Here is a 21,946-nt window from a genome sequence, read left to right on the forward strand (position 1 = left end):
TTTAGCTCCCGGATGCCGACAGGGCAGCCTGTTTCGATTGCACGCGCTTCATGCTGATCATCGCCAGCAACGCAACCACGGCCACCAGTCCGGCGAAGAACTCGCCCACATGCTCCAGGCCAAACACCCGCACGCTGAAACCCACCGCCACCACCGGCACGGAAATCGACACGTAAAGCACCACGAAGAACGCGGACGTCACCGCTGCCTTCTGATCAGGCGGGCTGCTGGCGGTCACCGCGCCCATGCCGGCGCGCAGGATCATGCCCTGGCCGATGCCTGCCACCAGACCCGCCGCGATCAACAGCCCCAACTGCGACGTGGCGATGCTAAGCCCCAGACAGATCATGCCGACAATCAGCCCGACGCAACCGAGGGTCATGTGCCGGTCCTTTGGCAGCACCTGCAGCAACGCCTGGCCAATGATCGACGCCACAAAAAACAACCCGATTACAGCGCCGATCAACAACCCGCCCTGCTCGTGCATGACGTGAATCATCACCGACGGCACCATGCTGGTGAACAGACCTGCCACGCTAAAACCCGCCAACCCGGCGATGGACGCGGAAATAAACACGCTGCGCACTGAGGCTGGAACCGATGGCTTCTGAATACCCAGTTTCAGAATGGCCGGACGCTGCACGGTCTCCCGAATCAGCGCGATACCGACCGTCGCCAGCACGAGCATTACCAAGTGCACGTAAAACACCAGATGCAACGCATCCGGCAGAAATTGCGAAGTAAAGCCGGCCAGCAAAGGCCCGATGCCAAGGCCGAACATATTGGCGGCCGTGGCCACCAGCGTGGCTTTCTTCCAGGTCTTGGGGGCCAGTTCAATGACGGCGACAGTTGCCGTGCCGGTCATGATGCCCGCGCTGAAACCGGAAAAAAGCCGTCCGATCAGCAAACCGCCGATCGAATCGCTGAACAGAAAGATCACCGCGCTAATAGCTCCCATCGCCAGCCCTGCCAGCAACAATGGCTTGCGTCCCAACTGATCGGACCAACTGCCGACCGCCAGCAATGCTGCGATGACGCCCGCCGCGTAGATCGAGAAGATGATCGTCAGCCAGCTCGCGTCAAAGCCGAGCCGTTGTTGATAAAGGGCATAGAGCGGCGTGGGCAGCGTGGTGCCGACCATGGCGATGAGTAACGCGCAGGCGGCAAAGATGAAGTCGCGCGTAGAAGAAGAGGAAGCAGGCAAGGACATGAGCGCTCCGGGCACCGGTATAAACAAGACTGGCAGTGTCGCTGATACAGACCAGGCAAGGTAGACCTGAGAGCGTTACCGAGGTTCATGCTGAGGCAATTTTGAAGTATGCGTGAACATATTCATCATCATGTTAAACACTTTGACTTTGCATGCCTCACGCCCATCAGCGCGGATCAGAGGCCCGATTGAGCCATACTGACGAGATAACCAAGACGAAATCGCAGATTTGGAAAACTGCAATACCGATTATCACAAAAGACTTTTACTGAGTGGAAGAAAAACTAAAAGAATGAACTCGTCCGCTGTTTGGCTAACCCGGGAAAGTTCTTTAGAGTCCTGCCCTTAATACTCGCTCAACAGTGAAAAACTTGTGAACAACGATCTACAACTTGTTAAATCAGCATTAACGCGATTCGGCGTCATGCTGGCGCTTACGCTCTTCAGTATCGGCATGGTGTTCATCGACATCTTTATCGCTAAAACGGACATTCTCGAAACCTCGTTCACCGAGGTCAGTCAGGAAGTGATGCTGGCAATCATCGCCGGTCTGTTCTGGCTTTCGGCGCGTCAACCTGGGCAACGTGGCGTTGGCATCCTGATTGGCGGCTTCTTCGCCTGCATGCTGATTCGTGAGCTGGACGGGTTGTTTGACCCCATCAGTCACAGCTTCTGGCTGTGGCCTGCGCTGCTCACCGCTGGCACTTGCGTCTACAAGGCCTTGGGGTACAGGAACGCGTGGCGCGACGTCGTCTCGGGCCTCGCCCGTTTTTCCCTGCGTCCGGCGTTCGGCTTCATCATGGCCGGCCTGCTGGTGCTGATCTTCTCGCGACTCTTCGGCATGGGCTCGTTGTGGCACGGCATCCTTCAGGGCGGCTACGCGCGGCTGGCGAAAACCACCGTCGAAGAAGGCGTCGAGTTGCTGGCCTACAGCATTTGCCTGGGCGGCGCGCTGGACTACTTTCTGGAGCTGCGCCGCGATCTTTCGCGCTTTGATGAGCTCACCGAACTGCAGATTTCCGTGCCCGTCAAAGCCAGACGTCGCGCTGTCGCCGAGGCAATGGAAACCAGCGTCTGACCCTGGCGTCGGCGCATCGACGGAGGGTCTTCAGGCACTCAGCCAGCGTCCGATAATTTAGCTGTCGGTTCGACGACGCGCGCCGACATCGGCATCCCTTTCGCGCCCTCCATCGTGCTAGCCTTGGCACTCTTTGGAGGGATGCGACTGCCCCGCAGGTTGTCCCGGATTTCAGGCAGCCAATCGCCCATGAGCAAGAAAACCCCCGTCACCATTTCCGACATCGCACGCCGCGTGAATATGACGCCTGTCACTGTTTCCCGGGCGCTGAACAAACCCGATCTGGTCAAGCCCGCCACCCTGGCGCGCATCCTGGAAGTGGCGCAAGAACTCGATTACGTCCCCAACGCCTTTGCCCGCAGCCTCAAGCGCAGCGAGAGCATGATCATCGGTGTCATAACCGCGTCGGTGGACAACCCGTTCTACAGCGAGATGATCAAGGCGATCTCCCGCGAGGCGAAGACCCGTGGTTACACCATCATGCTGGTGGACACTGACGGCTCCGAAGAACTCGAAGCCAAAGCGGTGGATACGCTGCTCAGTTATCGCGTGGCGGGCATAGTGCTGTCGCCGGTGTCAGACGAGCCGGCGTACCAACCGGTCTATCTGAGCCGGCTGAGCAATGGCGACATCCCGGTGGTGCAGCTGGACCGCGCGCTGCCTGCCAGCCCATTCAGCCATGTGGTGCTCGACAACTATCACAGCGGCCTGAAAGGCGCGCGTTACCTGCTGGCGCAGAGCCCGGCGATGCGTCGCATGCTGGTGCTGACCGGTCCTGCGCATTCGCGGATTTCCGAGGAACGCCTGAAGGGTGTGAAGGCGGCGATTGCCGAGAGCGGCAAGCCGGTGCAACTGGATGTGTTTGCCGGGGATTACACGCTGGAACCGTCGCACCAAAGCACGCTGGATTACCTGCGCGACCATCCAGTACCAGACGCCATTTTCGGTTTTAACCAGCTCATAACGCTGGGCGCCATGAAAGCCCTGCGCGACCGCGATATCGCCCACCACAGCGTGGCCATCTGCGGTATCGACCGGCTGCCCTTCGCCGACATCTTTGGCATCCCCATCGCCTGCATCGCCCACGATGCCTCGCTGGCCGGAAGCAGTGCGGTGAAGATGCTGATGGAGCGAATCGAGGACCGGCATTTGCCGAAGGCGCAGGTGGTGATTGTCGGGGAGCTGGAGAATGGGGTTGGCGGGTAATTTTTCATCGGCCATCCACCCGCAACCTTAGTCGTGAAACCTACGCACCCTTAGAGCAAACGGGATCCCTGTGGGAGTGAGCTTGCTCACGAAGAAGGCATTCCAGGCGAAGGTGATTTAGCGGTTTCACCGACGCCTTCGCGAGCAAGCTCGCTCCCACAATAAACACGCATTTAGTATCCACACAGGTGCTGAATCCAAGCCTTCAACGGCTCGTGTAACCCCCATCAATCGGCAGCGACACGCCAGTGACCATCGACGCCGCGCTGCTCAGCAGGAACAGGATCGGCGCTGCGACTTCTGCGGTTTCGGCGAAGCGGCCGAGGGGGATCGCCGCCAGCGCCGGGTCGCGTTTGCTTGGCTCGCCCCACGCCATCTGCGCCATGGGCGTCAGCGTCACGGTGGGGTTGACGCTGTTGACGCGAATCCCGTAGCGGCCCCATTCGCCACACTGCACACGGGTCATGGCATCCATCGCCCCCTTTGACGCGCAGTAGCTCAAGTGGTCGTCCAGCGCCACCAACGAAGCCTGGCTGGACACGTTGACGATGCTGCCGGCCACGCCTTCGGCAATCATCTTCTTCGCTATCGCTCCCGCGATCATCGCCGCCGCCCGCACGTTGATCGCCATGACCTGATCGAATGCCGCAGCGCTGACCTCGGTCGCGGATTCCAGTATGGAAATCCCCGCGCAGTTGACCAGGCCGTGCATCACTGGCAAGTCCGCCAGCAATGCGGCCAATGACGGCTGATCGGCCACGTCCACGCGCAAGACCTGACAGCCTTGTCCTGCCAGTTTTTCCAGAGCCGCTGCATCGCGGCCCAGGGCATAAACCTCGGCGCCGCTGGCCAGCAACTGCTGCGCGACCTCCCAGCCGATGCCGCTGCTGGCGCCGGTGACCAGGATGCGCTGGCCGGCGAAATCAAATTGCACCGTGTTCACAGTTACGCTCCCTGCAAGCGATGCATGATCGGTTTCAGCGCCGGGTACAGCGCCACGTAATCGGCGAACAGTCGTGAATACAGCGCGACGTTCTCGGCCTGAGGCTCAGCCCGGCGCTCCAGTTGGACCCAGCCTTTGTGGACCTGCGCCTCATCCACCAACCCTACCGCGTGGGCCGCCAGCAAGGCTGCACCGAGCGCCGCCTCGACCTCCTGCACGATGGTGTAGACCGGAAAGTTGGTGACGTCGGCGATGATTTGCATCCACAGGTCCGAGTGGCTGGCACCGCCGACCACGATCAGCCGAGGGTCCAGGGACTGCGCGCCTTTGGTGCCCGCTTCGATGTTGTGCCGAAGCGCGAACGTGACGCCTTCGAGCACCGCGCGGTACAGATGGATTCGGCTGTGATAAAGGCTCAGGCCGACAAAACTGCCGCTGGCTTTAGCGTCCCACACCGGACTGCGCTCGCCCATCAGGTACGGCTGGAACAGTACGCCGTCGCTGCCGGCCGGGATCTTCGTCGCCGCACGTTCGAGAATGACGTGACTGTCTTCGCCGCTTTCCCTGCCTTGCTGCTCTTCAGCCTGACAGAACTGCTCGCGAAACCAGCTGACCGAGGCGCCGGCGGTGATCGCGCCGCCGAAGATGTAGAGGTCCTTGGCGCCGTTGAAGACGTGGGGAAAACTGACCAGACCGTGGCGGGCATCGACCTGCTGATTGAGGTAGCCCCAGCACATGCTGGTGCCGATCATCGCCACGTGATTGCCGGCCTGAGTAACGCCCGCGGCGAAGGTCGCCATGGCGGCATCGACGCCACCACCGAGCAGCGGAATGCCAGGAGCAAGCCCAAGGCGGTCGGCCCATTCGGGCAACAGGCCGCCGACGACATCACCGGAGTGAACCAGCCGCTCGGGCATCATCGACGCCGCGATGCCCAACGCGTCGAGCATCTCGGCCGACCAGCCCCGGGCCTTTACGTCGTAAACACCACCGATGTTGCCGGCAGAGCTGTGGTCCACCGCGACCTCGCCGGTCAGGCAGTAATTGATGTAGCTGTTGGGCGGCAGCAGGTAGCGCGTGTCGGCCCAGACCTGCGGCTGTTTGTCTTTGAGCCAGAGCATTTTGGTGAAGCCGTAATAGCTGTCCACCGAGTTGCCGGTGATCGCATACAGCCGCTCGAGATCGACGTGCTGATTGACCCACTCGACCTGTGCCTCGGCGCGGCGGTCCATCCAGATCAGGCACGGGTACAAGGGTTTGATCTGTGCATCGACCGCGATGCCGGAGCCGCCATACAGGCTGCTGACACACAGGGCTTTGACGCTGTCCCTCGGCAACGCGCTTTTGCGCATGCAGGCGGCGACGCAGATTTCCACGGCGTCGAGCCAGACCTGCGGCCATTGCTCGGCCCAGCGCGGTTTGGGTGTGTCGACCTTATAACTGTGGCTGTGCTGCGCGACGATCCGGCCTTGACCATCGACCAGCAATGCCTTGGTGCTTTGAGTGCCGATGTCAACACCGATGACGTAATCCATCTGGGTGCGCTCTCTTGTTATTGGTTTACCTGAGGGGTGCCACGGTTCCCTGTAGGAGCAATCGGAGGTTACGACGGTCGGAAAGCGTTGTGTCAGGTAAACCGCATCGCGACCGTCGTAACCTCCGGTGGCTCCTACAGAGACAGCGTTATCCGTTAACAGGTTTGAGCAGCACCTTGATCGACTTGGTCGAGTCCGCCAGGGCAAACGCTTCGGCGTAGTCGTCCAGACCGAAGTCGTGGGTGACGATGCCTTTTGATGTCACCAGCCCGCGCTCGAACAGGTCGATGGCAATCGGGTAGCAATACGGGCCCAGGTGAGCGCCACGTACGTCGAGTTCCTTGCGATCGCCGATGATCGACCAGTCAGCGCTGGTCTCGGCGCCGAACACGCTGAACTCCACGAAGCGGCCCAGCTTGCGGATCAGATCAAGGCCTTGGGTAACGCCGATCGGCACGCCCGTTGTCTCGATGTAAACGTCGCAGCCGTAGCCGTCAGTGAGGCCGTTGATGATCTCTTTCGCATTGTCGCGGCTCGGGTTGATCACCACGTCGGCGCCGAATTTTTTCGCCAGTTCCAGGCGCTCGTCGACCATGTCGATGACCACCAGTTTCTTCGGCGTTTTCAGCGCAGCGACTTGCACCATGCACAGGCCCAGCGTGCCGGCGCCGGCGATCACCAGCACGTCGTCGAGCTGAACATCACCGCGGTTGACGGTGTGAATCGAGCAGGCCATCGGCTCGATCAACGCCGAATCTTCCAGCGAAACCGACTCGGGAATGTGATGCACGATGGCCGTCTTCGGGATGCGCATGTACTGCGCCATGCCGCCCTCGGCGACGTCTTTCTGGAAGCCGAAGATGTTGTGCACTTCGCACATCCAGTACTTGCCGGACTTGCAGAATTTGCACTTCTCGCACGGAACGATCTGCTCGGCGATGACCTTGTCACCCACCTTTACGCCGAAGTGCTCTTCAGCGCCCTCGCCCACCGAATCGACGTAGCCGAAGAACTCGTGGCCCGGCACGACGGGGGCCTTGACCCACGGGCTCTCGCCGCCCCAGAACATCGCCGCCCCTGAATGGCATTTGCAGTCACTGGCGCAGATCCCGCAGGCACCGATGCGAATCACCAGTTCATTGGCCCGCGCAACGGGCTTGCTGATCTGCTCCAGACGGTAGTCTTTCGGAGCATGGCAGACGACGGCTTGCATGGTGGTTTTTGTGTTTTGTTCCATGTCGGGTTACCTGTTTTGATGTTTGGATGACGGCTGAGATAGCCGATATCGTTTCAAATTCATCAGTGACTGGGCCGGCCCTATCGCGAGCAAGCTCACTCCTCCAATGACCGCGTCGCCCTGTAGGAGTGAGCTTGCTCGCGATGAGGCCAAATCAGTCACCACCAAAATTATTTATGCCGCTGCCGACTGATGAAGATCGCCAGCAAAATGATTCCGCCCTTGATCACGCTTTGCACATACGGCGAGACGCCCAGCATGTTCAGGCCGTTGTTCAGCACGCCCAACAGCATCGCGCCCACCAGCGTGCCAATGATCACGCCGCGACCGCCGGCAATCGACGCACCGCCCAGCACCACGGCCGCAATGGCGTCCAGCTCGAAACCGACGCCAGCGTTCGGTTGCCCGCTCATCAGCCGCGACGACAACACCAGCCCGGCAATCGCCGCCGTCAGCCCGCTGATCGAATACACCAGCAGCTTGAACCGCGAGGCGCGCACGCCGGACAGACGCACGGCTTCTTCATTACCGCCGATGGCATAAACGTAGCGACCGACACGCGTGTGTTGCAGCAGCACCCAGGCGGAAAAGTATGTCGCCAGCATGATCAGAATCGGCACCTGAATGCCGAACAGCGTGCCGCGTCCGAACCAGGCGAACCAGTCCGGCATGCCCGCAATCGGGTAGCCGTCGGTGTACATCAGGCCCAGCCCGCGCGCGATGCCCATGGTCGCCAGAGTGACGATGATCGGCGGCATTTTCAGGTACGCGACGAAGATGCCGTTGCCCACCCCGAAGCCCACGCCAATCAGCAAACCGACAAGGATAGCGATCGGCGCCGGCACGCCTGCGACCATCAGGCCGGTGGTCAGCGTGCCGGACAAGGCCATCACCGGACCCACCGACAAATCAATGCCGCCGGTAAGGATCACGCACGTCATCCCGACCGCGATGATTGCGTTGATCGACACCTGGCGGGCGATGTTTTCCAGGTTCGCGCCGGTGAGAAACTTGTCGCTGGCGAAGATCATGAAGACCGTCACCGCCACCAGACCGACGAAGGGGTAAAACGCTGGCGAACGGATCAATCGAGCGAAGTTAAGCTGCATCCGGTTGGGGTGCGCGGTCATGGATTTAATGGAGGTGTTCACTGTTCAGACTCCCGGTGGCGTGGCGCATCACTTCCTGCGGATTGATGGCCGAAGCCTCCAGCACGTTGACGATAGCGCCCTTGTTGAAAACGGCCACGCGGTCGCACATACCGATGATTTCCGGCAGTTCCGAAGAGATCATGATGATCGCGAAGCCTTGTTCGGTGAGTGTGCGCATCAGGGTGTAGATCTCCGCCTTCGCGCCGACGTCGATGCCTCGGGTCGGCTCGTCGAAGATCAGGATGTCGCAGTGGTGATTGATCCAGCGCGCGATCACGACCTTCTGCTGATTGCCGCCGCTGAGATTAATCACCCGGCTTTCACAGCTCGGCGCCTTGATCGACAGCTGCTTCATCAGCTGAGCGGTGGTGGTGTCCTCCTTGTGCCGATCAAGCAGGTGCGCCGCGCCTTCGTACTTGCCCAGATTGTTCAGGGAAATGTTCTCGCGAATGCTGAAATCCACGATCAGCCCTTCGCTCTTGCGGCTCTCCGGCAACAGGCCGATGCCACTGGCCAGCGCTTGCGCCGGATCATTAAGGTGCGCCGGCTGACCCCGCAGCAGCACATCCTTGCTGACCACCGGCAACGCGCCGATCACGCCCAGCGCCAGCTCCGTGCGCCCGGACCCCACCAGCCCGGCAAAGCCGAGAATCTCGCCCTTGTGCAGATTGAAACTGTTGTGCGGGCCGTTGCGGGTGAGCTGGATATCACGCACTTGCAGCACCACTTCGCCCTGGGCGCGGGACGGCTTGGGCGGAAAGCTCGCTTCCAGACGCCGCCCCACCATCATCTCCACCAGCGTGTCGATGTCGCTGTTGGCGACGGTCAGGGCGCCGACATTGGCGCCATCACGCAGCACGCTGATGCGGTCGCAGACCTGAAAAATCTCTTCCAGATGGTGAGAGATGAAGATCACCGCCACGCCCTGGCTTTTCAGTTCGCGCATGATGTCGAACAACAGCTCGGCCTCGGACGGCGTCAGGGTGGCGGTGGGCTCGTCGAGAATCAGCAAGCGCGCTTCAAGGGCCAGCGCCTTGGCGATCTCGACAAACTGCTGCTCGGCGACGCTCAAGTGCTGCACCGAACAATCCAGATTAATCTTCACGCCGAGGCGGTCGAACAGCGCGATGGCTTTCTCGCGCATCTCGCCTTTTCGCAGCAAGCCGAAACCGTTGACGATCTCGTGACCGAGGAAAATATTCTCCACGGCATTGAGATAGGGGATCAGGCTGAACTCCTGAAAGACAATGCCGATGCCGGCGGCAATGGCCTCGTTGTAGGTCGCGAAATGCTGCTCCGCGCCGTCAATGAGAATGCTGCCTTTGTCCTGATGCTCGACGCCTGCGAGGATCTTCATCAGGGTCGATTTGCCCGCACCGTTTTCGCCGAGCAGCGCGTGAATTTCGCCGCGCTCGACCTGCAGGTTGATCGACTTGAGCGCCTGCACGCCGGGGTAGCTTTTACAGATGTTTTCCAATTGCAGAAGGCAGCTCATGGGCACCTCGTCGCAGCAGAACATCGCTGCGCAACTCACATCAATCCGTGGCGCCCGCCTGGGCAAACAAAACTCAGGCGAGCGGCGCAACGCCCCTTACCAGGTGAAAGTCTTGGCCTTGGCCTGATCCACCAGCAGGATGTCGACCGGAATGGTCGCCGGGACTTGTGAGCCCCACTTCTTGGCGAGCGCCAGCCCGAGGGCCAGACGTACCTGGTCGCGAGGGTACTGAGCGGAAGTGGCGATGAACTTGCTGTTGGGCTTCTGGATTTCCTTAATGGCTTCGGGCGCGCCATCGACGCTGGTCAGCTTGACGTCCATGCCACTGGATTCGATGGCCGCCAGGGCGCCAAGGGATCCGTTGTCGTTGACGCTGAACAGGCCTTTGAGATTGGGCTGCGCCTGCAGCATGTTTTCAGTCACGGTCAGCGCTTGATCACGCTCTTGCTTGCCGTTCTGAATGCTGACGATCTTGATGTCTTTGTACTTGCCCAGGGCTTCCTTGCAGCCGCGCACGCGCTCAAGAATCGGCACCACCGCGATGCCGTCGAGAATTCCGACGTCGCCCTTCTCGCCGATGTTCTTGGCCAGGTAATCGCAAGCCTGCACGCCAGCGTCGAAGTTCTTCGAGCCGACGAACGAGTCCAGCGGGCCATTGGCTTGAGCGTCGACGGCAACCACGACCACGCCTTTATCGTGGGCCTGTTTGACGGCGGACTGAACACCGACCGAGTCGGTCGGGTTGATGATCAGAATATCGATGCCCTTCTGCAGCATGTCTTCGATGTCGCTGATCTGCTTGGACACGTCATGGCGCGCGTCAGTGACCAGCAGCGTTGCACCGATGCTGGCAGTGGCGTCCTGAAGGGCGTCCTTCATGGTCACGAAATAGGGGTTGTTGATCTCTTGAAACGAAGCGCCGATTTTCAGCGGACCGGTCTTAGCGGCGTCGGCGGCTTGAACGTTGATGGGGGTGCCGCAGGCGACGGCCACAGCGAGGGAACAGAGAGCGGCGGAAAAGCCCTTCTTGAGGCGAGTTGTCATAGCGAAAAATCCCGTTGTTTTTATTGTTTAAGCGGAAATGTCATCGTTAACATTTTCGAAATTAGCAGAGAAACAAGGGGTCCGCAATATCCGCCAGCGACCGTTGGTAAGCCCGTGACGAGTACCGTTCGGGGAGTGCCCGGGACTGGCCCGGCGAGGACGACCCCATGGGATTGAAACCTTTGTCGCGTTGACAAAATTTGCGGGCCCTGTCGATAATCCCGCAGACGTCATACGACAACCGATGACACCATAAAAACAACATCAGAATCAGGGCTTCCCACGATGACTGAATTCAACGCCCAGGCCCCGCTCAATCGCATTTTGCTGACGGGCGCCGCTGGCGGCCTCGGTAAAGTCCTGCGCGAAAGCCTGCGTCCATTTGCCAAGATCCTGCGGCTTTCCGATATCGCCGACATGGCACCGGCCGCCGGCTCCCACGAAGAAATCCAGATCTGCGACCTGGCCGACAAAAAGGCGGTTCACCAGTTGGTCGAAGGCGTTGACGCTATCGTTCACTTTGGCGGCGTCTCGGTCGAGCGGTCCTTCGAAGAAATCCTTGGCCCGAACATCTGTGGCATCTTCCACATCTACGAAGCCGCGCGCCGGCATGGCGTGAAGCGAGTGATCTTCGCCAGCTCCAACCACGTCATCGGTTTCTACCGTCAGGATGAAGTCATCGACGCCAGCGCTGTGCGTCGCCCGGACAGCTACTACGGCCTGTCGAAATCCTACGGTGAAGACATGGCCAGCTTCTATTTCGATCGCTACGGCATCGAGACCGTCAGCATCCGCATCGGCTCCTCATTCCCCGAAGCGCAGAACCGCCGCATGCTTTCCAGCTGGTTGAGCTACGACGACCTGACCCAGCTGATCGAGCGCGGCCTGTTCACCCCGAACGTCGGCCACACGATCGTTTACGGCGCGTCGGACAACAGCAAGGTCTGGTGGGATAACCGCCTGGCCAATCACCTGGGCTATCAGCCGAAAGACAGTTCAGAGCCCTTTCGCGCCAAGGTCGAAGCGCAGCCGATGCCGGCGTCCGACGACCCCACCATGGTTTATCAGGGCGGCGCGTTCGTGGAGTCCGGGCCGTTTGGCGACGAGTAAGGATCGACGACGACCAGGCCGACTGCGAGGTCGGCCTTCCATAGTAAAAATCCGGGAATGATCGTCATGGACGCAGAGCTGATTCTCGATGCACGCAACGCCACGGGTGAATCGCCGGTCTGGAACGCTCAGGAACAGGCACTCTACTGGGTCGACATTCCGGCCCGTCGCCTCCATCGCTGGAGCCCGCAAGACGGTCGCACCACGCACTGGGAAGCACCGGAAATGCTCGCCTGCATCGCTCGCTACGAAGACGGCAGCTGGCTGGCCGGCATGGAAAGCGGCCTGTTCCGCCTTCATCCTCAGGACGATGGTACCGTCACCACGCAACTGCTCAGCGGCGTGAAACACGCCAGCGACAACATGCGCTTCAACGACGGTCGCTGCGATCGCCAGGGCCGTTTCTGGGCCGGCACCATGTTCATGGACATGGCAAAAGCGTCGCCGGTGGGTTCGCTGTATCGCTACGGCGCCGGCCAGGCGGAGCCGCTGACTGCGCAGCTTACCGACATGATCGTGCCCAATGGCCTGGGGTTCAGCCCGGACGGCCGCATCATGTACCTCTCCGATTCCCACCCTTCCGTGCAGAAAATCTGGGCCTTCGATTACGACGTAGACACCGGCACGCCGCGCAACCGCCGACTGTTCGTCGACATGAATCACCACGCCGGTCGCCCCGATGGCGCAGCAGTCGACGCCGACGGCTGCTACTGGATCTGCGGCAACGATGAAGGCGTGATCCATCGTTTCACCCCCGAGGGCAAGCTGGATCGCTCGCTCAAGGTGCCCGTGAAAAAGCCCGCCATGTGCGCCTTCGGCGGTTCGGGTCTGGACACCCTTTACGTCACCTCGATACGCCCCGGCGGCGACATCAGCGACCAGCCGCTGGCCGGTGGCGTGTTCGCGTTACACCCTGGCGTCCAGGGCCTCGAAGAACCCCTGTTCAAGGGCTGAGCCACACACTCGGCCCCGCTCTGCCGCTCAACCGGTCTGGACATCGTCGAGCGGGTAAAACGCACTGCCATTCAGATGGCCCGCCACGTGGTTTAAAGATCGCAAAGTGGCCCTGACATATCTCGCGACACAATAGCGTTACACGCAGCACCCCTCTGGTCAGGGGATCTTGCGTCGATCTGTTTCATAAATGGACGAAAAAGTGAGCTTTTCCCGCGAAAATAAACATTTTGAAATATTCTTTCCGTGCACATGGATAACCCTGTGCTAGCTGCTAGGCTTCGGCCTCGCCCGGCTGAAACGGTACGTCTCAAGCAGTAGGTCCGATGGGCTTCTCCGTTCCTCGGTCTACGTCATGAGGTTGCCGCAAGATGCCCTACACCACTTTTTCGGAAGCTCAGGTCCAGAGCTTGATCAAAGCCATCGACAGCGACGGATACGCTGTCTTGCCCGGCTGGGCCAGCCCTTCCCAACTCAAAGCACTGCAAGCGCTGGTCGCCCGCACGGTGGCCGACTGTGGCAACGACTACGTAGCGCTCTCAGGCCGAGCGGCCGTGCAAGGGACACCGCTTCATGAATGGGGTACATCTCGGGATTTCGTCGATTTATGCCGGCGCATTGTGGCCGGAGCCACCGGTGATCGCTCCAGTGAAAACGGCATGACCCAGACGTTACGCTGCCTGACCGGTAGCGGCGGTCGTCGCGAATCGCTGATCTTCCACTACGACTCGTTTGTGCTGACCACCATCATGCCGGTCTGCATGCCCACCAGCGGAGAACGCGGCGACCTGCTGATGCTGCCGAACCGTCGGCCGATCCGCCGCACCTACTTCGCCAACCTGCTGGACAAGGTGCGAGTGGACAACGGCTGGGTGCAGCGCCGTCTCAGGACCAAAGTCGCCAGGGATGAAGAGGCGTTCACCCGCATCGCCATGCAACCCGGCCACCTGTACCTGTTCTGGGGCTATCGCTCGCTGCACACCAACATGCCCGTGGCCGAAGACGCTCTGCGCGCCACGGCGGTGTTTCACTATCACAACGTCCACGGCAGCAGCTCGCTGGCCACCCGACTGCGAAGATCCCTCGGCACCTGGAAGGGGCAGGGTCTGCAGGAGGATGCACCGCAGATGTGAGGTGATCCAATGGCGCAGGAATCTCTTGGGCTTATGACCTTCAGCCCATGACATTAACCTCACGCATAAACTCTCCTTCTATATTTATGCCAAATTGTGATTAGCGGAGCGCCGATTTATATCCTTATGATCTGAGCCACAACAGCTCAGATCGAGGTTACGGACATGGCGATTCAGATCAAACCCGTTGCGGGGAAAATCGGTGCCGAGGTGAGCGGCATCAAACTCTCCGCCGATGTCTCCGCGCAGGATTTCGATTTCATCAATCAGGCGCTGCTCACGCACAAGGTGCTGTTCTTCCGTGAGCAGTTTCTCAACGACGAGCAGCACGAAGGCTTCTCCCGCCGTTTCGGCGATCAGGTCCCTCACCCCACCGTACGTTCCGCTGAAAAGAGCAGTGCCATCCTGCATCTGGACGCGAAGGAAACCCGCGCCAACTCCTGGCACACCGACGTCACCTTCGTCGCCAACTACCCGAAGATCTCGATCCTGCGCGGGGTGGTCATCCCGCCCTACGGCGGCGACACCGTATGGGCCAATACGGCAGCCGCCTACGCTGACCTTCCCGACAGCCTGAAAATCCTGGCCGACGGCCTGCGCGCACTGCACACCAATGTCTATGACTATGCGGCGCCCCGAGATACCGGCGAAGCGGGCGTGAAACGCTACCGCGAACAGTTCACCGCCGAAGTCTACGAAACCGAACACCCACTGGTGCGCGTGCACCCTGAAACCGGCGAGCGCAGCCTGCTGCTCGGCCACTTCGTCAAACAGATTCAGGGCGTCAGCAGTAATGACTCGAAACAGCTGATTCGCCTGTTCCACGATCGCATCACCCATCTGGACAACACCGTGCGCTGGCGCTGGAACGAAGGCGACGTGGTGATGTGGGACAACCGCGCCACCCAACACATTGCCGTCAACGACTACGGCCAGGCCGAGCGCGTGGTGCGTCGTACCACTGTGGCGGGCGACATTCCGGTCGGCGTCGACGGACGCGCCAGTCAGGCCATCAAACCCACACCCGAAACCCTCTCGCCCAAAACAGAAGCCGACAAGAAACACCTGGCTGCCTGATTGCGCGTCACCCACTTTCCAAGGAAGAACCGTCATGGCAAACGCCAAGCGAACATCTCTATTCAGCAAAACAAGCGTAGCTACCGCACTGGCGGCGCTGCTGATGATGCCCTTGGCCGAGGCCGACGTTCTGCGTATTGGCGTGGCCAGCGCGGGTGGCGGTGATCCGGTCACGTTCAGCGGCTCGCCGTTAGGCATCGTGCGCAACCAGCAGCTCCTCGAAAAAGCCTTCGCCGGCACCGACACCGAAGTGCAGTGGTTCTTCTTCAAGGGCGCCGGGCCGGCCGTCAACGAGGCGCTGTCCAATCAGCAACTGGACTTCGCTTACGAAGGCGACTTGCCTGCGGTAGTTGGCCGTTCCAATGGCCTGGACACCAAATTGCTTGCGGCCATCGGCGTGCGCTCGAATGTGTATCTCGCCGTACCGAAAGGCTCCGACATCAAGACCGTCGAAAACCTCAAGGGCAAGAAGGTCGCGGTGTTCCGTGGTACCAACGGCCATCTGGTTTCGATCAAATTGCTTGCCGATCACGGCATGACCGAGCGCGACCTGAAAGTGATCAATCTGGACAGCGGCAGCAGCCAGGCCGCGCTGGCGTCCAAAGGCGTCGATGCCGCATTCGGCGGTCGCGAGCTGTTCAAGCTGCGCGATCAGGGGCTGGTCGACATCATCTTCGACAACCCTGACGACAACGTGCGCTACACGCGCCAGTGCGCCTTGGTGGTTCGTGGCGATTACGAAAAACAGCACGCCGACAACGTGCAGAAAGTCGTCAACGTGCTGGTCGATGCCGCGCGATGGGAGTCCGAAGCCGGCAACCGTGACGCCGTGCTCAACGAGTGGGCGAAGACCAATGAACCGCTGGCCTCGCTGCAAGCTGACTTCAATCGACTGGATTTGCGCGACAGCGCGTCACCGCTGGTGGATGAATTCCTGCGCGACCGCTATCAAGCCGTCGCCGATCAGGCCAAGGACGAGAAAATGATCCGTCGGCCAGTGAGCGTCGACGGCTGGTTCGACACCCGCTATCTGGACAACGCGCTGAAAGCCAAAGGCCTCGAGCACTACTGGACAGCCTACGGCGCAGACGGCAAAGCCGCGAACACAGCGACGGCGTCTTCGGACAAACCCGTCAACATCGGAGGCTGACGCCATGGCCCGAGCCACCGCTGAAGCCCTTGATCGGCAGCACCTCCCGGCGAAAACCCTGGCGCCGGTCAAGCGCCTGCCCCGTTCACCGTCGCGTGCCCCTCGCCGCGTCCCGGTTGTCAAAACCGCCACGGCCTGGCGAACCCGCGCTGCCAACGTCGCGCTGGCCTGGCTGCTGCCCATCGCGCTGCTGGGGCTGTGGTACCTCGGCACTGAACGCGGCTGGTTGTCGGAGCAAGTGCTGCCGCCGCCCGCGTTCGTTTACCAGACGCTGGGCGATCTGGCCAGCAGCGGCGACTTGTGGCTGAACGCTTCCGCCAGTCTGCAGCGCGTGCTGGTGGGCTTTCTGATTGGCTCGGCGCTGGGCATCACCCTGGGACTGGCGATGGGTTTGTCGAAAACCGTGGAGGATTACCTGCTGCCGACCTTCAACGCGCTGGTGCAGATTCCGGTACTGGGCTGGATGCCGTTTGCGCTCTTGTTGTTCGGCATCGGCGAGCCACTGAAATACGTGCTGATTGCCCACGCCGCGCTGGTCCCGGTGACGCTATGTACGCTGCAAGCCTTCCATGAAGTGCCCAAGCGCTTGCTGGAGGTGGGCCGCGCGTACGGGTTCAGCCAACGTCAGATCGTCACTGATATCGTCCTGCCCTCCGCCGTTGCGCCGATCTTCACCGGCCTGCGCCTGGGCTTCACCAAGGCCTGGCTGTCGCTGGTGGTGGTTGAGCTGTTGGCGTCCAGCGAAGGGCTGGGCTACCTGATTGCCTACGGTCGGCAGTTGTTCCAGCTGGATCTGGTCATGGCCGCCGTGGTGGTGGTTGGCACGATGGGTCTGCTGATTGATCGCGGGTTCGAGTTCGTCGAGCGGCGCCTCAACCGAGGCCGCCCGAGCAAGACCGGGAGACTCGCATGAACACACCGACTATCCCGCAAGCCGGCCAGACCCACCGCTATCGAGGGTGGGTCGTGCCGATAGTGGCGGTCGCCGTGTGGTGGCTGGCGTCGAGTCAGGGCTGGAGCAGCTCCGGCCTGTTGGTCTCGCCGCAAAAGGTCGCGGTCACCGCCTGGGAGCAAGTGACCTCCGCGCAGTTCTGGCGCGCGATTTCCGCCAGTCTTGCGCGCGACGTGAGCGGCTTCTTCATCGGCACCACATTGGGCCTGGTGCTCGGTTGTCTGCTGGGGTTTTCACGGCTGTTTGAGCGCCTGGTGGGCCCGAGTTTCAACACCTTCAAACAGATCTCGTTGTTCGCCTGGATCCCGCTGATCTCAGTGTGGTTCGGGCTGGGCGACGTCGCCAAAGTGGTGTTTCTTTCACTCGCCGCACTGGTGCCGGTGGTGGTCAATACGTGCGACGGCTTGCGCAGCGTCTCCCCCGCGCTGCTGGAAGTCGCGAAGGTCTACGGCTTCACCCGCTGGCAGACCATCATCGGCGTCATGCTGCCGGCAGCACTGCCTTCGATCTTCACCGGCATCTACCTGGCGCTGGTCTATTCGTGGCTGGCGACCATCGGCGCGGAATACCTGCTGGTGTCAGGCAGCGGCATCGGCAACACACTGATCGATGGCAGCGAGCACTTCATGATGGACCTCGTGCTGTTCGGCATGATCGTCATCGGGCTGGTCGGTTGGGGACTTAACGTCCTGGCGCGCCTTCTTGAACGGCGCCTGCAACGGCTGTACGGCATCGCCCCGCGCTGAAGCCATCGTCTTCAGCCTCAATCGACTCTCTCGCTTCGCTAAACCGAATGTCTGAAGGAAAGCCCATGTCCGCCACTCAACCGCTTACCGCGCAGCCCGTCGCCCCGGCCATCTCCCCATCGCAGGGCAATGGCCTGCGTCTGGAAAACATCAGCAAGCGCTTCGCCAGCACAGGAGCCGACACCCAACTGCAGGTACTGGATAACGTCCAGCTGGACATCGCGCCGGGGGAGTTCATCACCATCGTCGGCGCCAGTGGTTGTGGCAAATCAACCCTGCTCAGGCTGATCCTCGGCCTGGACGAAGAATTTGACGGCCGCATCCTGCTGGACGACAAGCCGATCAGGGGCACGGGCCTGGAGCGCGGCATCGTGTTTCAGGATCACCGGCTTTTTCCGTGGCTCACAGTTGAGCAGAACGTCGCGGTCGGCCTTAAAAACGCGCCGCTGAGTGCGGCGCAGAAAAATGAGACCGTGCGCGAACATATTCAGCTGGTGGGTCTGCAGGATTTCACCGGGTCGTACCCGCACCAGATTTCCGGCGGGATGGCGCAACGGGTGGCGATCGCCCGGGGACTGGTCAATCGGCCCAGCGTGCTGCTGCTCGACGAACCCTTCGGCGCGCTGGATGCGCTGACCCGTACGCGATTGCAGCGTGAGTTGCAGCACATCTGGCAGCAGGAAAAGATCACCATGGTCCACGTCACCCATGATGTGGATGAAGCGGTTTATCTCGGTGATCGGGTGGTGGTGATGCAACCGCATCCGGGGCGCATCCGGCGTATCGTCGACGTGGACCTGCCACGCCCGCGCAATCGCAGCGACGCGCGGTTTATCGAGCTGCGGGATGACGTGCTCAGCGATTTCGCGGAGCTGTCTTAGCGGGTGAAGACGGCCTGCGACGCAGACGTTATCCGGGCTTCAATCTGACGCATCCACCGACACACGATTGCGCCCGTTCTTCTTGGACTCGTACAGCGCCTGGTCCGCGCGCTCGATGAGCATCTTGTAGTCGTCCATCGGCGAGGTCATGTCCGCTACGCCCAGGCTGATCGTGCAATGAATGGCTTCGCCTTCCTGCATGACGTCCAGCGCCTCGACGGCGGCGCGCAGACGCTCGGCAAACATGGCGCCGCCCTGCTTGTCCGTATCGGGCAGCAGCACCGCGAACTCTTCGCCGCCGTAACGACCCGCGATGTCAGCGTCGCGGATGTGCTCACGCACCACGTCCGCCACCCGCTGAATCACCCGGTCGCCGCATTGATGCCCATAGGTATCGTTGACGCGTTTGAAGTGGTCGATGTCGAACATCACCAGTGACGCTGTGGTGCCGTAACGCACATGCCGTGCATGCTCCAGACGCAATGCTTCTTCCCAGTGGCCGCGGTTGTACAGGCTGGTCAGGCGGTCGGTGCTCGATAGCTTCTGCAGCTCGCGGTTGGCCGCCTGCAACTGCAGACGGTTTGTCGCCACATCGGTGACGTCGTAAATCACCAGACACACATGGGTGACCACGCCGGTCGTCGACCGCAGCGGAAACATCGTGGTGTTCTGGTACATGAAGTCTTCTTGCCCGGTGATGGGCTGATAGCTCTTGAAGCGAACCAGAAAAGGGCGCTGCTCCCAGATCGTGAACGCTGGGGTGCCGAGGGTAATCACGCTGTCGATCTTGTTTTTCAGCCAGCGCTCGTTGATCTCCGGGAACAACGAAAAGAACGAACGGGTCGCCGCTTCGTAGGACAGTATCCCGGAACGGTTCTCCATGAAGGTGTTCCAGACCTGCACCCGGTATTCCTGATCCAGCACCACCACGCCGACGTCGATGCTCTGCGTCACGGTGAGCAGCCAGTGCAATTCCTTGAAATCGATACGATCGTTCATGAATCAGCTCATCAGGTGGGCGAGTTTCCGCGACAGCAGCTCGACCGAGTCTTCGGTGAACAACATCAACAGATCGAAATGGATGTTATGACCCTCCAGGCTGTAACTGATCTCCACAGCCAGGGTCTTCTTCCAGCGCCGCTCGTTGAGCCGGATCAGCTCTTCAATGCCGCTGTGCAATCCCAGCACTTGCGGGTGGCCCTGGGAAAATGCGATGTCGAGCTGCTCCGCAATACCGCTCAGACAGGCGCCGATCAGGATGGACGACAGGTCCAGCAACATTTCCATGTCGGAATAGTCGGCGTCATCGATCTTCATCAACTGCGCCATGTCGGCGATTTCCGAATCATGGAACAACAACAGCGCCTCGCCGGCTATGCCACCACCAATGTAGCCCTGACACACCGCCGTGAGCCGGTCGTTGGCCTGGGCATCGGCCAGCGCCATGTGCAACTCGCCCACTTCCAGCATGTTGACGTTGGGCACCGGCAGCTGCACAAATACGCCCAACACCCGCGCCAGCAAAGCGGCCGCGCGGCCCATCGCAACGTTCACGGTCTCGCGGAATGCGTCGTTAAAACTGATCTCCGCCTGATCGAGGCCAGATGCCGGAGCCAGCGACTGATCGGCGCCCTCCCCCAACAGGCCCAGCCGCTGGAGGGTCTCCTGCAACTGATCGGGATCGGCCGGTTTTTTCAGGAACGCCAGTGCGCCCAGTTCGAGGGTACGGCGCACCGCCTCCTCCTGAACGTCGCCGGAGACGACAATGACGCTGGTCTGCAGGCTTTCCGCGCGGATGGCCGCCAATGTCTGATAGCCGTCCATGTCCGGCATTGTCAGATCCAGCAGCACAACGCGGCCCAGACCCTGACGAATCGCCTCGATCCCTTCACGGCCGTTGGTTGCCGTGGTCACTGAAACATCCCACTCGGGCGGCAGGGCCTTAATGAGCTGCTTCCGCGCCATGTTGGAGTCGTCGCAAATGAGCAAGGGAATCGTGGGCATCTACTTCTCACAGCAAAAGAGTTTCAGGCCTGGCCCGGTTTAAGGCAGCGTGACAAAGGGTGAGCAAAGAGTCATGCCAGACTGTAGCTGATGACACGTCATCAAAGCGTCAAACCTGTGGGTAGATTCTCTACCCATTCCACAATGGGCTGCGTGATATGCAATTAATGTGCACAGCTGATTCGATTCATTTCGGATGGATTGAAAAAATCCTTCCATTTGGATATCAAGAAGCGCAGAAGAGTAACGCAGCGGGTGTGGCGAGAATATGTCAAACGCTCTGGCGCTGGTGAAACAGCGAGGAGGATGGGCTGAAATCAGGGCATAAAAAAGCCCCGACGCGGGCGTCAGGGCTTTTGGTGGCCGCATTGCTGCGGCCTTTCGCATGAACCGGGATCAGTCAGCTGACGACTTTCACACTGTCAGACAATTGTTCCGAAGGCTCTACCGAATGGAATTACTCAGCTTTCAGGCCGTCAGCCGAAACAGCCTTCACGCCTTTGATTTTCTTGGTGATCGCAACAGCGGTGGTTTTCTGTGCTTCGGTAACAGCGACAGTCGACGACAGAGATACCACGCCTTTGTTGGTCTCAACCTTGATGTCGGAGCCTGGAATGCCTTTTTCGGTCAGCAGATCAGATTTGACCTTGGTGGTGATCCAAGTGTCAGAAGTAGCTTCTTTGGTTTTGGCGACTTCGTTGGCAGCTACAGTCATTGGAGCTTGAGCAGAGGTCTGAGCCATGGCTACGTTGGCCATAGTCAGAGTCAGAGCAGTGGCGGTAGCAGCAGCAATAGCGAACTTCTTCATACGGGTAACTCCTGTTTTTCTCAGAATCTGCGCCAATCTGATTGGCTGCAGGGTTACCTATATGTCGCAAGCGGTGTGCCAACCTTTGCCCTGAAGGATATTCGTTATAAATCAATGAGTTATGTTTTCATGGATCCACGGGTGTCGTGCAGATTGCCCGCTTTGGGAAAGTTCCGCTTGCAAGATGCATGTTCTGACCAGCTGCCAAGCGACGGTCTGCATCCTTAAGCCA

20 protein-coding genes are annotated in these 21,946 nt (G+C 60.4%); 10 read left to right on the plus strand and 10 right to left on the minus strand.

What is annotated here, in order from left to right; translation table 11 throughout:
* Window position 1 precedes the first annotated feature (1 nt).
* Complete coding sequence (locus AC07VF_RS16375) at window positions 2-1,210, minus strand: MFS transporter (RefSeq protein ID WP_495009253.1); 1,209 nt, start codon at window positions 1,208-1,210, stop codon at window positions 2-4.
* A 424-nt stretch (window positions 1,211-1,634) separates the two neighbouring features.
* On the opposite strand from AC07VF_RS16375, the gene AC07VF_RS16380 reads away from it, so the two are divergent.
* Both AC07VF_RS16380 and AC07VF_RS16385 read left to right on the plus strand, forming a co-directional pair.
* On the plus strand, window positions 1,635-2,288 hold the full coding sequence (locus AC07VF_RS16380) for a hypothetical protein (RefSeq protein WP_346629219.1): 654 nt from the start codon (window positions 1,635-1,637) through the stop codon (window positions 2,286-2,288).
* Window positions 2,289-2,477: 189 nt separating this feature from the next.
* Window positions 2,478-3,494: a LacI family DNA-binding transcriptional regulator gene (locus AC07VF_RS16385; protein ID WP_427687429.1), complete on the plus strand. Its 1,017-nt coding sequence runs from the start codon at window positions 2,478-2,480 to the stop codon at window positions 3,492-3,494.
* A 205-nt stretch (window positions 3,495-3,699) separates the two neighbouring features.
* On the opposite strand, the gene AC07VF_RS16390 is transcribed toward AC07VF_RS16385, so the two are convergent.
* The 6 genes from AC07VF_RS16390 to AC07VF_RS16415 form a co-directional block, all read right to left on the minus strand.
* Window positions 3,700-4,437 carry an SDR family oxidoreductase gene (locus tag AC07VF_RS16390; protein WP_495009252.1) on the minus strand — a complete coding sequence of 246 codons (738 nt, stop codon included), beginning with the start codon at window positions 4,435-4,437 and terminating at the stop codon, window positions 3,700-3,702.
* Window positions 4,438-4,439: 2 nt separating this feature from the next.
* Window positions 4,440-5,972: an FGGY-family carbohydrate kinase gene (locus tag AC07VF_RS16395; RefSeq protein WP_495009251.1), complete on the minus strand. Its 1,533-nt coding sequence runs from the start codon at window positions 5,970-5,972 to the stop codon at window positions 4,440-4,442.
* Between the two features lie 148 nt (window positions 5,973-6,120).
* The gene (locus AC07VF_RS16400; RefSeq protein ID WP_495009250.1) at window positions 6,121-7,209 is read right to left on the minus strand and encodes an alcohol dehydrogenase catalytic domain-containing protein; all 1,089 of its coding nucleotides are present in this window, start codon (window positions 7,207-7,209) and stop codon (window positions 6,121-6,123) included.
* A 170-nt stretch (window positions 7,210-7,379) separates the two neighbouring features.
* Window positions 7,380-8,339 carry an ABC transporter permease gene (locus AC07VF_RS16405; RefSeq protein ID WP_495009284.1) on the minus strand — a complete coding sequence of 320 codons (960 nt, stop codon included), beginning with the start codon at window positions 8,337-8,339 and terminating at the stop codon, window positions 7,380-7,382.
* A 4-nt stretch (window positions 8,340-8,343) separates the two neighbouring features.
* Complete coding sequence (locus AC07VF_RS16410; protein ID WP_495009249.1) at window positions 8,344-9,855, minus strand: sugar ABC transporter ATP-binding protein; 1,512 nt, start codon at window positions 9,853-9,855, stop codon at window positions 8,344-8,346.
* Between the two features lie 96 nt (window positions 9,856-9,951).
* Complete coding sequence (locus tag AC07VF_RS16415; RefSeq protein WP_495009248.1) at window positions 9,952-10,899, minus strand: substrate-binding domain-containing protein; 948 nt, start codon at window positions 10,897-10,899, stop codon at window positions 9,952-9,954.
* Between the two features lie 285 nt (window positions 10,900-11,184).
* Between AC07VF_RS16415 and AC07VF_RS16420 the strand changes: the two genes are divergently transcribed.
* The 8 genes from AC07VF_RS16420 to AC07VF_RS16455 all read left to right on the plus strand — a co-directional run bounded on the left by AC07VF_RS16420 (window position 11,185) and on the right by AC07VF_RS16455 (window position 18,902).
* Complete coding sequence (locus tag AC07VF_RS16420; RefSeq protein WP_346627906.1) at window positions 11,185-12,009, plus strand: NAD-dependent epimerase/dehydratase family protein; 825 nt, start codon at window positions 11,185-11,187, stop codon at window positions 12,007-12,009.
* Between the two features lie 66 nt (window positions 12,010-12,075).
* Window positions 12,076-12,963 (plus strand): SMP-30/gluconolactonase/LRE family protein, encoded by an 888-nt coding sequence (locus AC07VF_RS16425; protein ID WP_495009247.1) that lies wholly within the window; start codon window positions 12,076-12,078, stop codon window positions 12,961-12,963.
* A 371-nt stretch (window positions 12,964-13,334) separates the two neighbouring features.
* Window positions 13,335-14,096, plus strand: a complete 762-nt coding sequence (locus AC07VF_RS16430; protein ID WP_495009246.1) for a hypothetical protein — start codon at window positions 13,335-13,337, stop codon at window positions 14,094-14,096.
* 165 nt (window positions 14,097-14,261) lie between these two features.
* Window positions 14,262-15,173, plus strand: coding sequence for a TauD/TfdA dioxygenase family protein (locus AC07VF_RS16435; RefSeq protein ID WP_495009245.1), 912 nt, complete (start codon window positions 14,262-14,264; stop codon window positions 15,171-15,173).
* A 34-nt stretch (window positions 15,174-15,207) separates the two neighbouring features.
* A complete protein-coding gene (locus AC07VF_RS16440) occupies window positions 15,208-16,323 on the plus strand; it encodes an ABC transporter substrate-binding protein (protein WP_495009244.1) in 1,116 nt (371 codons plus the stop codon).
* A 4-nt stretch (window positions 16,324-16,327) separates the two neighbouring features.
* Entirely contained in the window at window positions 16,328-17,236 is a 909-nt protein-coding gene (locus tag AC07VF_RS16445) for an ABC transporter permease (protein WP_495009243.1), read from the plus strand.
* Entirely contained in the window at window positions 17,233-18,021 is a 789-nt protein-coding gene (locus AC07VF_RS16450; RefSeq protein WP_495009242.1) for an ABC transporter permease, read from the plus strand. Before AC07VF_RS16445 ends, AC07VF_RS16450 begins: the two co-directional genes overlap by 4 nt.
* Window positions 18,022-18,086: 65 nt before the next feature.
* A complete protein-coding gene (locus AC07VF_RS16455; RefSeq protein ID WP_495009241.1) occupies window positions 18,087-18,902 on the plus strand; it encodes an ABC transporter ATP-binding protein in 816 nt (271 codons plus the stop codon).
* A gap of 39 nt (window positions 18,903-18,941) precedes the next feature.
* On the opposite strand, the gene AC07VF_RS16460 is transcribed toward AC07VF_RS16455, so the two are convergent.
* From AC07VF_RS16460 to AC07VF_RS16470, 3 genes are all read right to left on the minus strand, one after another.
* Window positions 18,942-19,901, minus strand: a complete 960-nt coding sequence (locus AC07VF_RS16460) for a sensor domain-containing diguanylate cyclase (protein ID WP_192173303.1) — start codon at window positions 19,899-19,901, stop codon at window positions 18,942-18,944.
* A 3-nt stretch (window positions 19,902-19,904) separates the two neighbouring features.
* Complete coding sequence (locus tag AC07VF_RS16465) at window positions 19,905-20,906, minus strand: response regulator (RefSeq protein WP_346629226.1); 1,002 nt, start codon at window positions 20,904-20,906, stop codon at window positions 19,905-19,907.
* A gap of 457 nt (window positions 20,907-21,363) precedes the next feature.
* Entirely contained in the window at window positions 21,364-21,714 is a 351-nt protein-coding gene (locus AC07VF_RS16470) for a BON domain-containing protein (protein ID WP_074888508.1), read from the minus strand.
* Window positions 21,715-21,946 lie beyond the last annotated feature (232 nt).

The sequence above is a fragment of the Pseudomonas sp. GW821-FHT02H06 genome, from assembly GCF_059421525.1.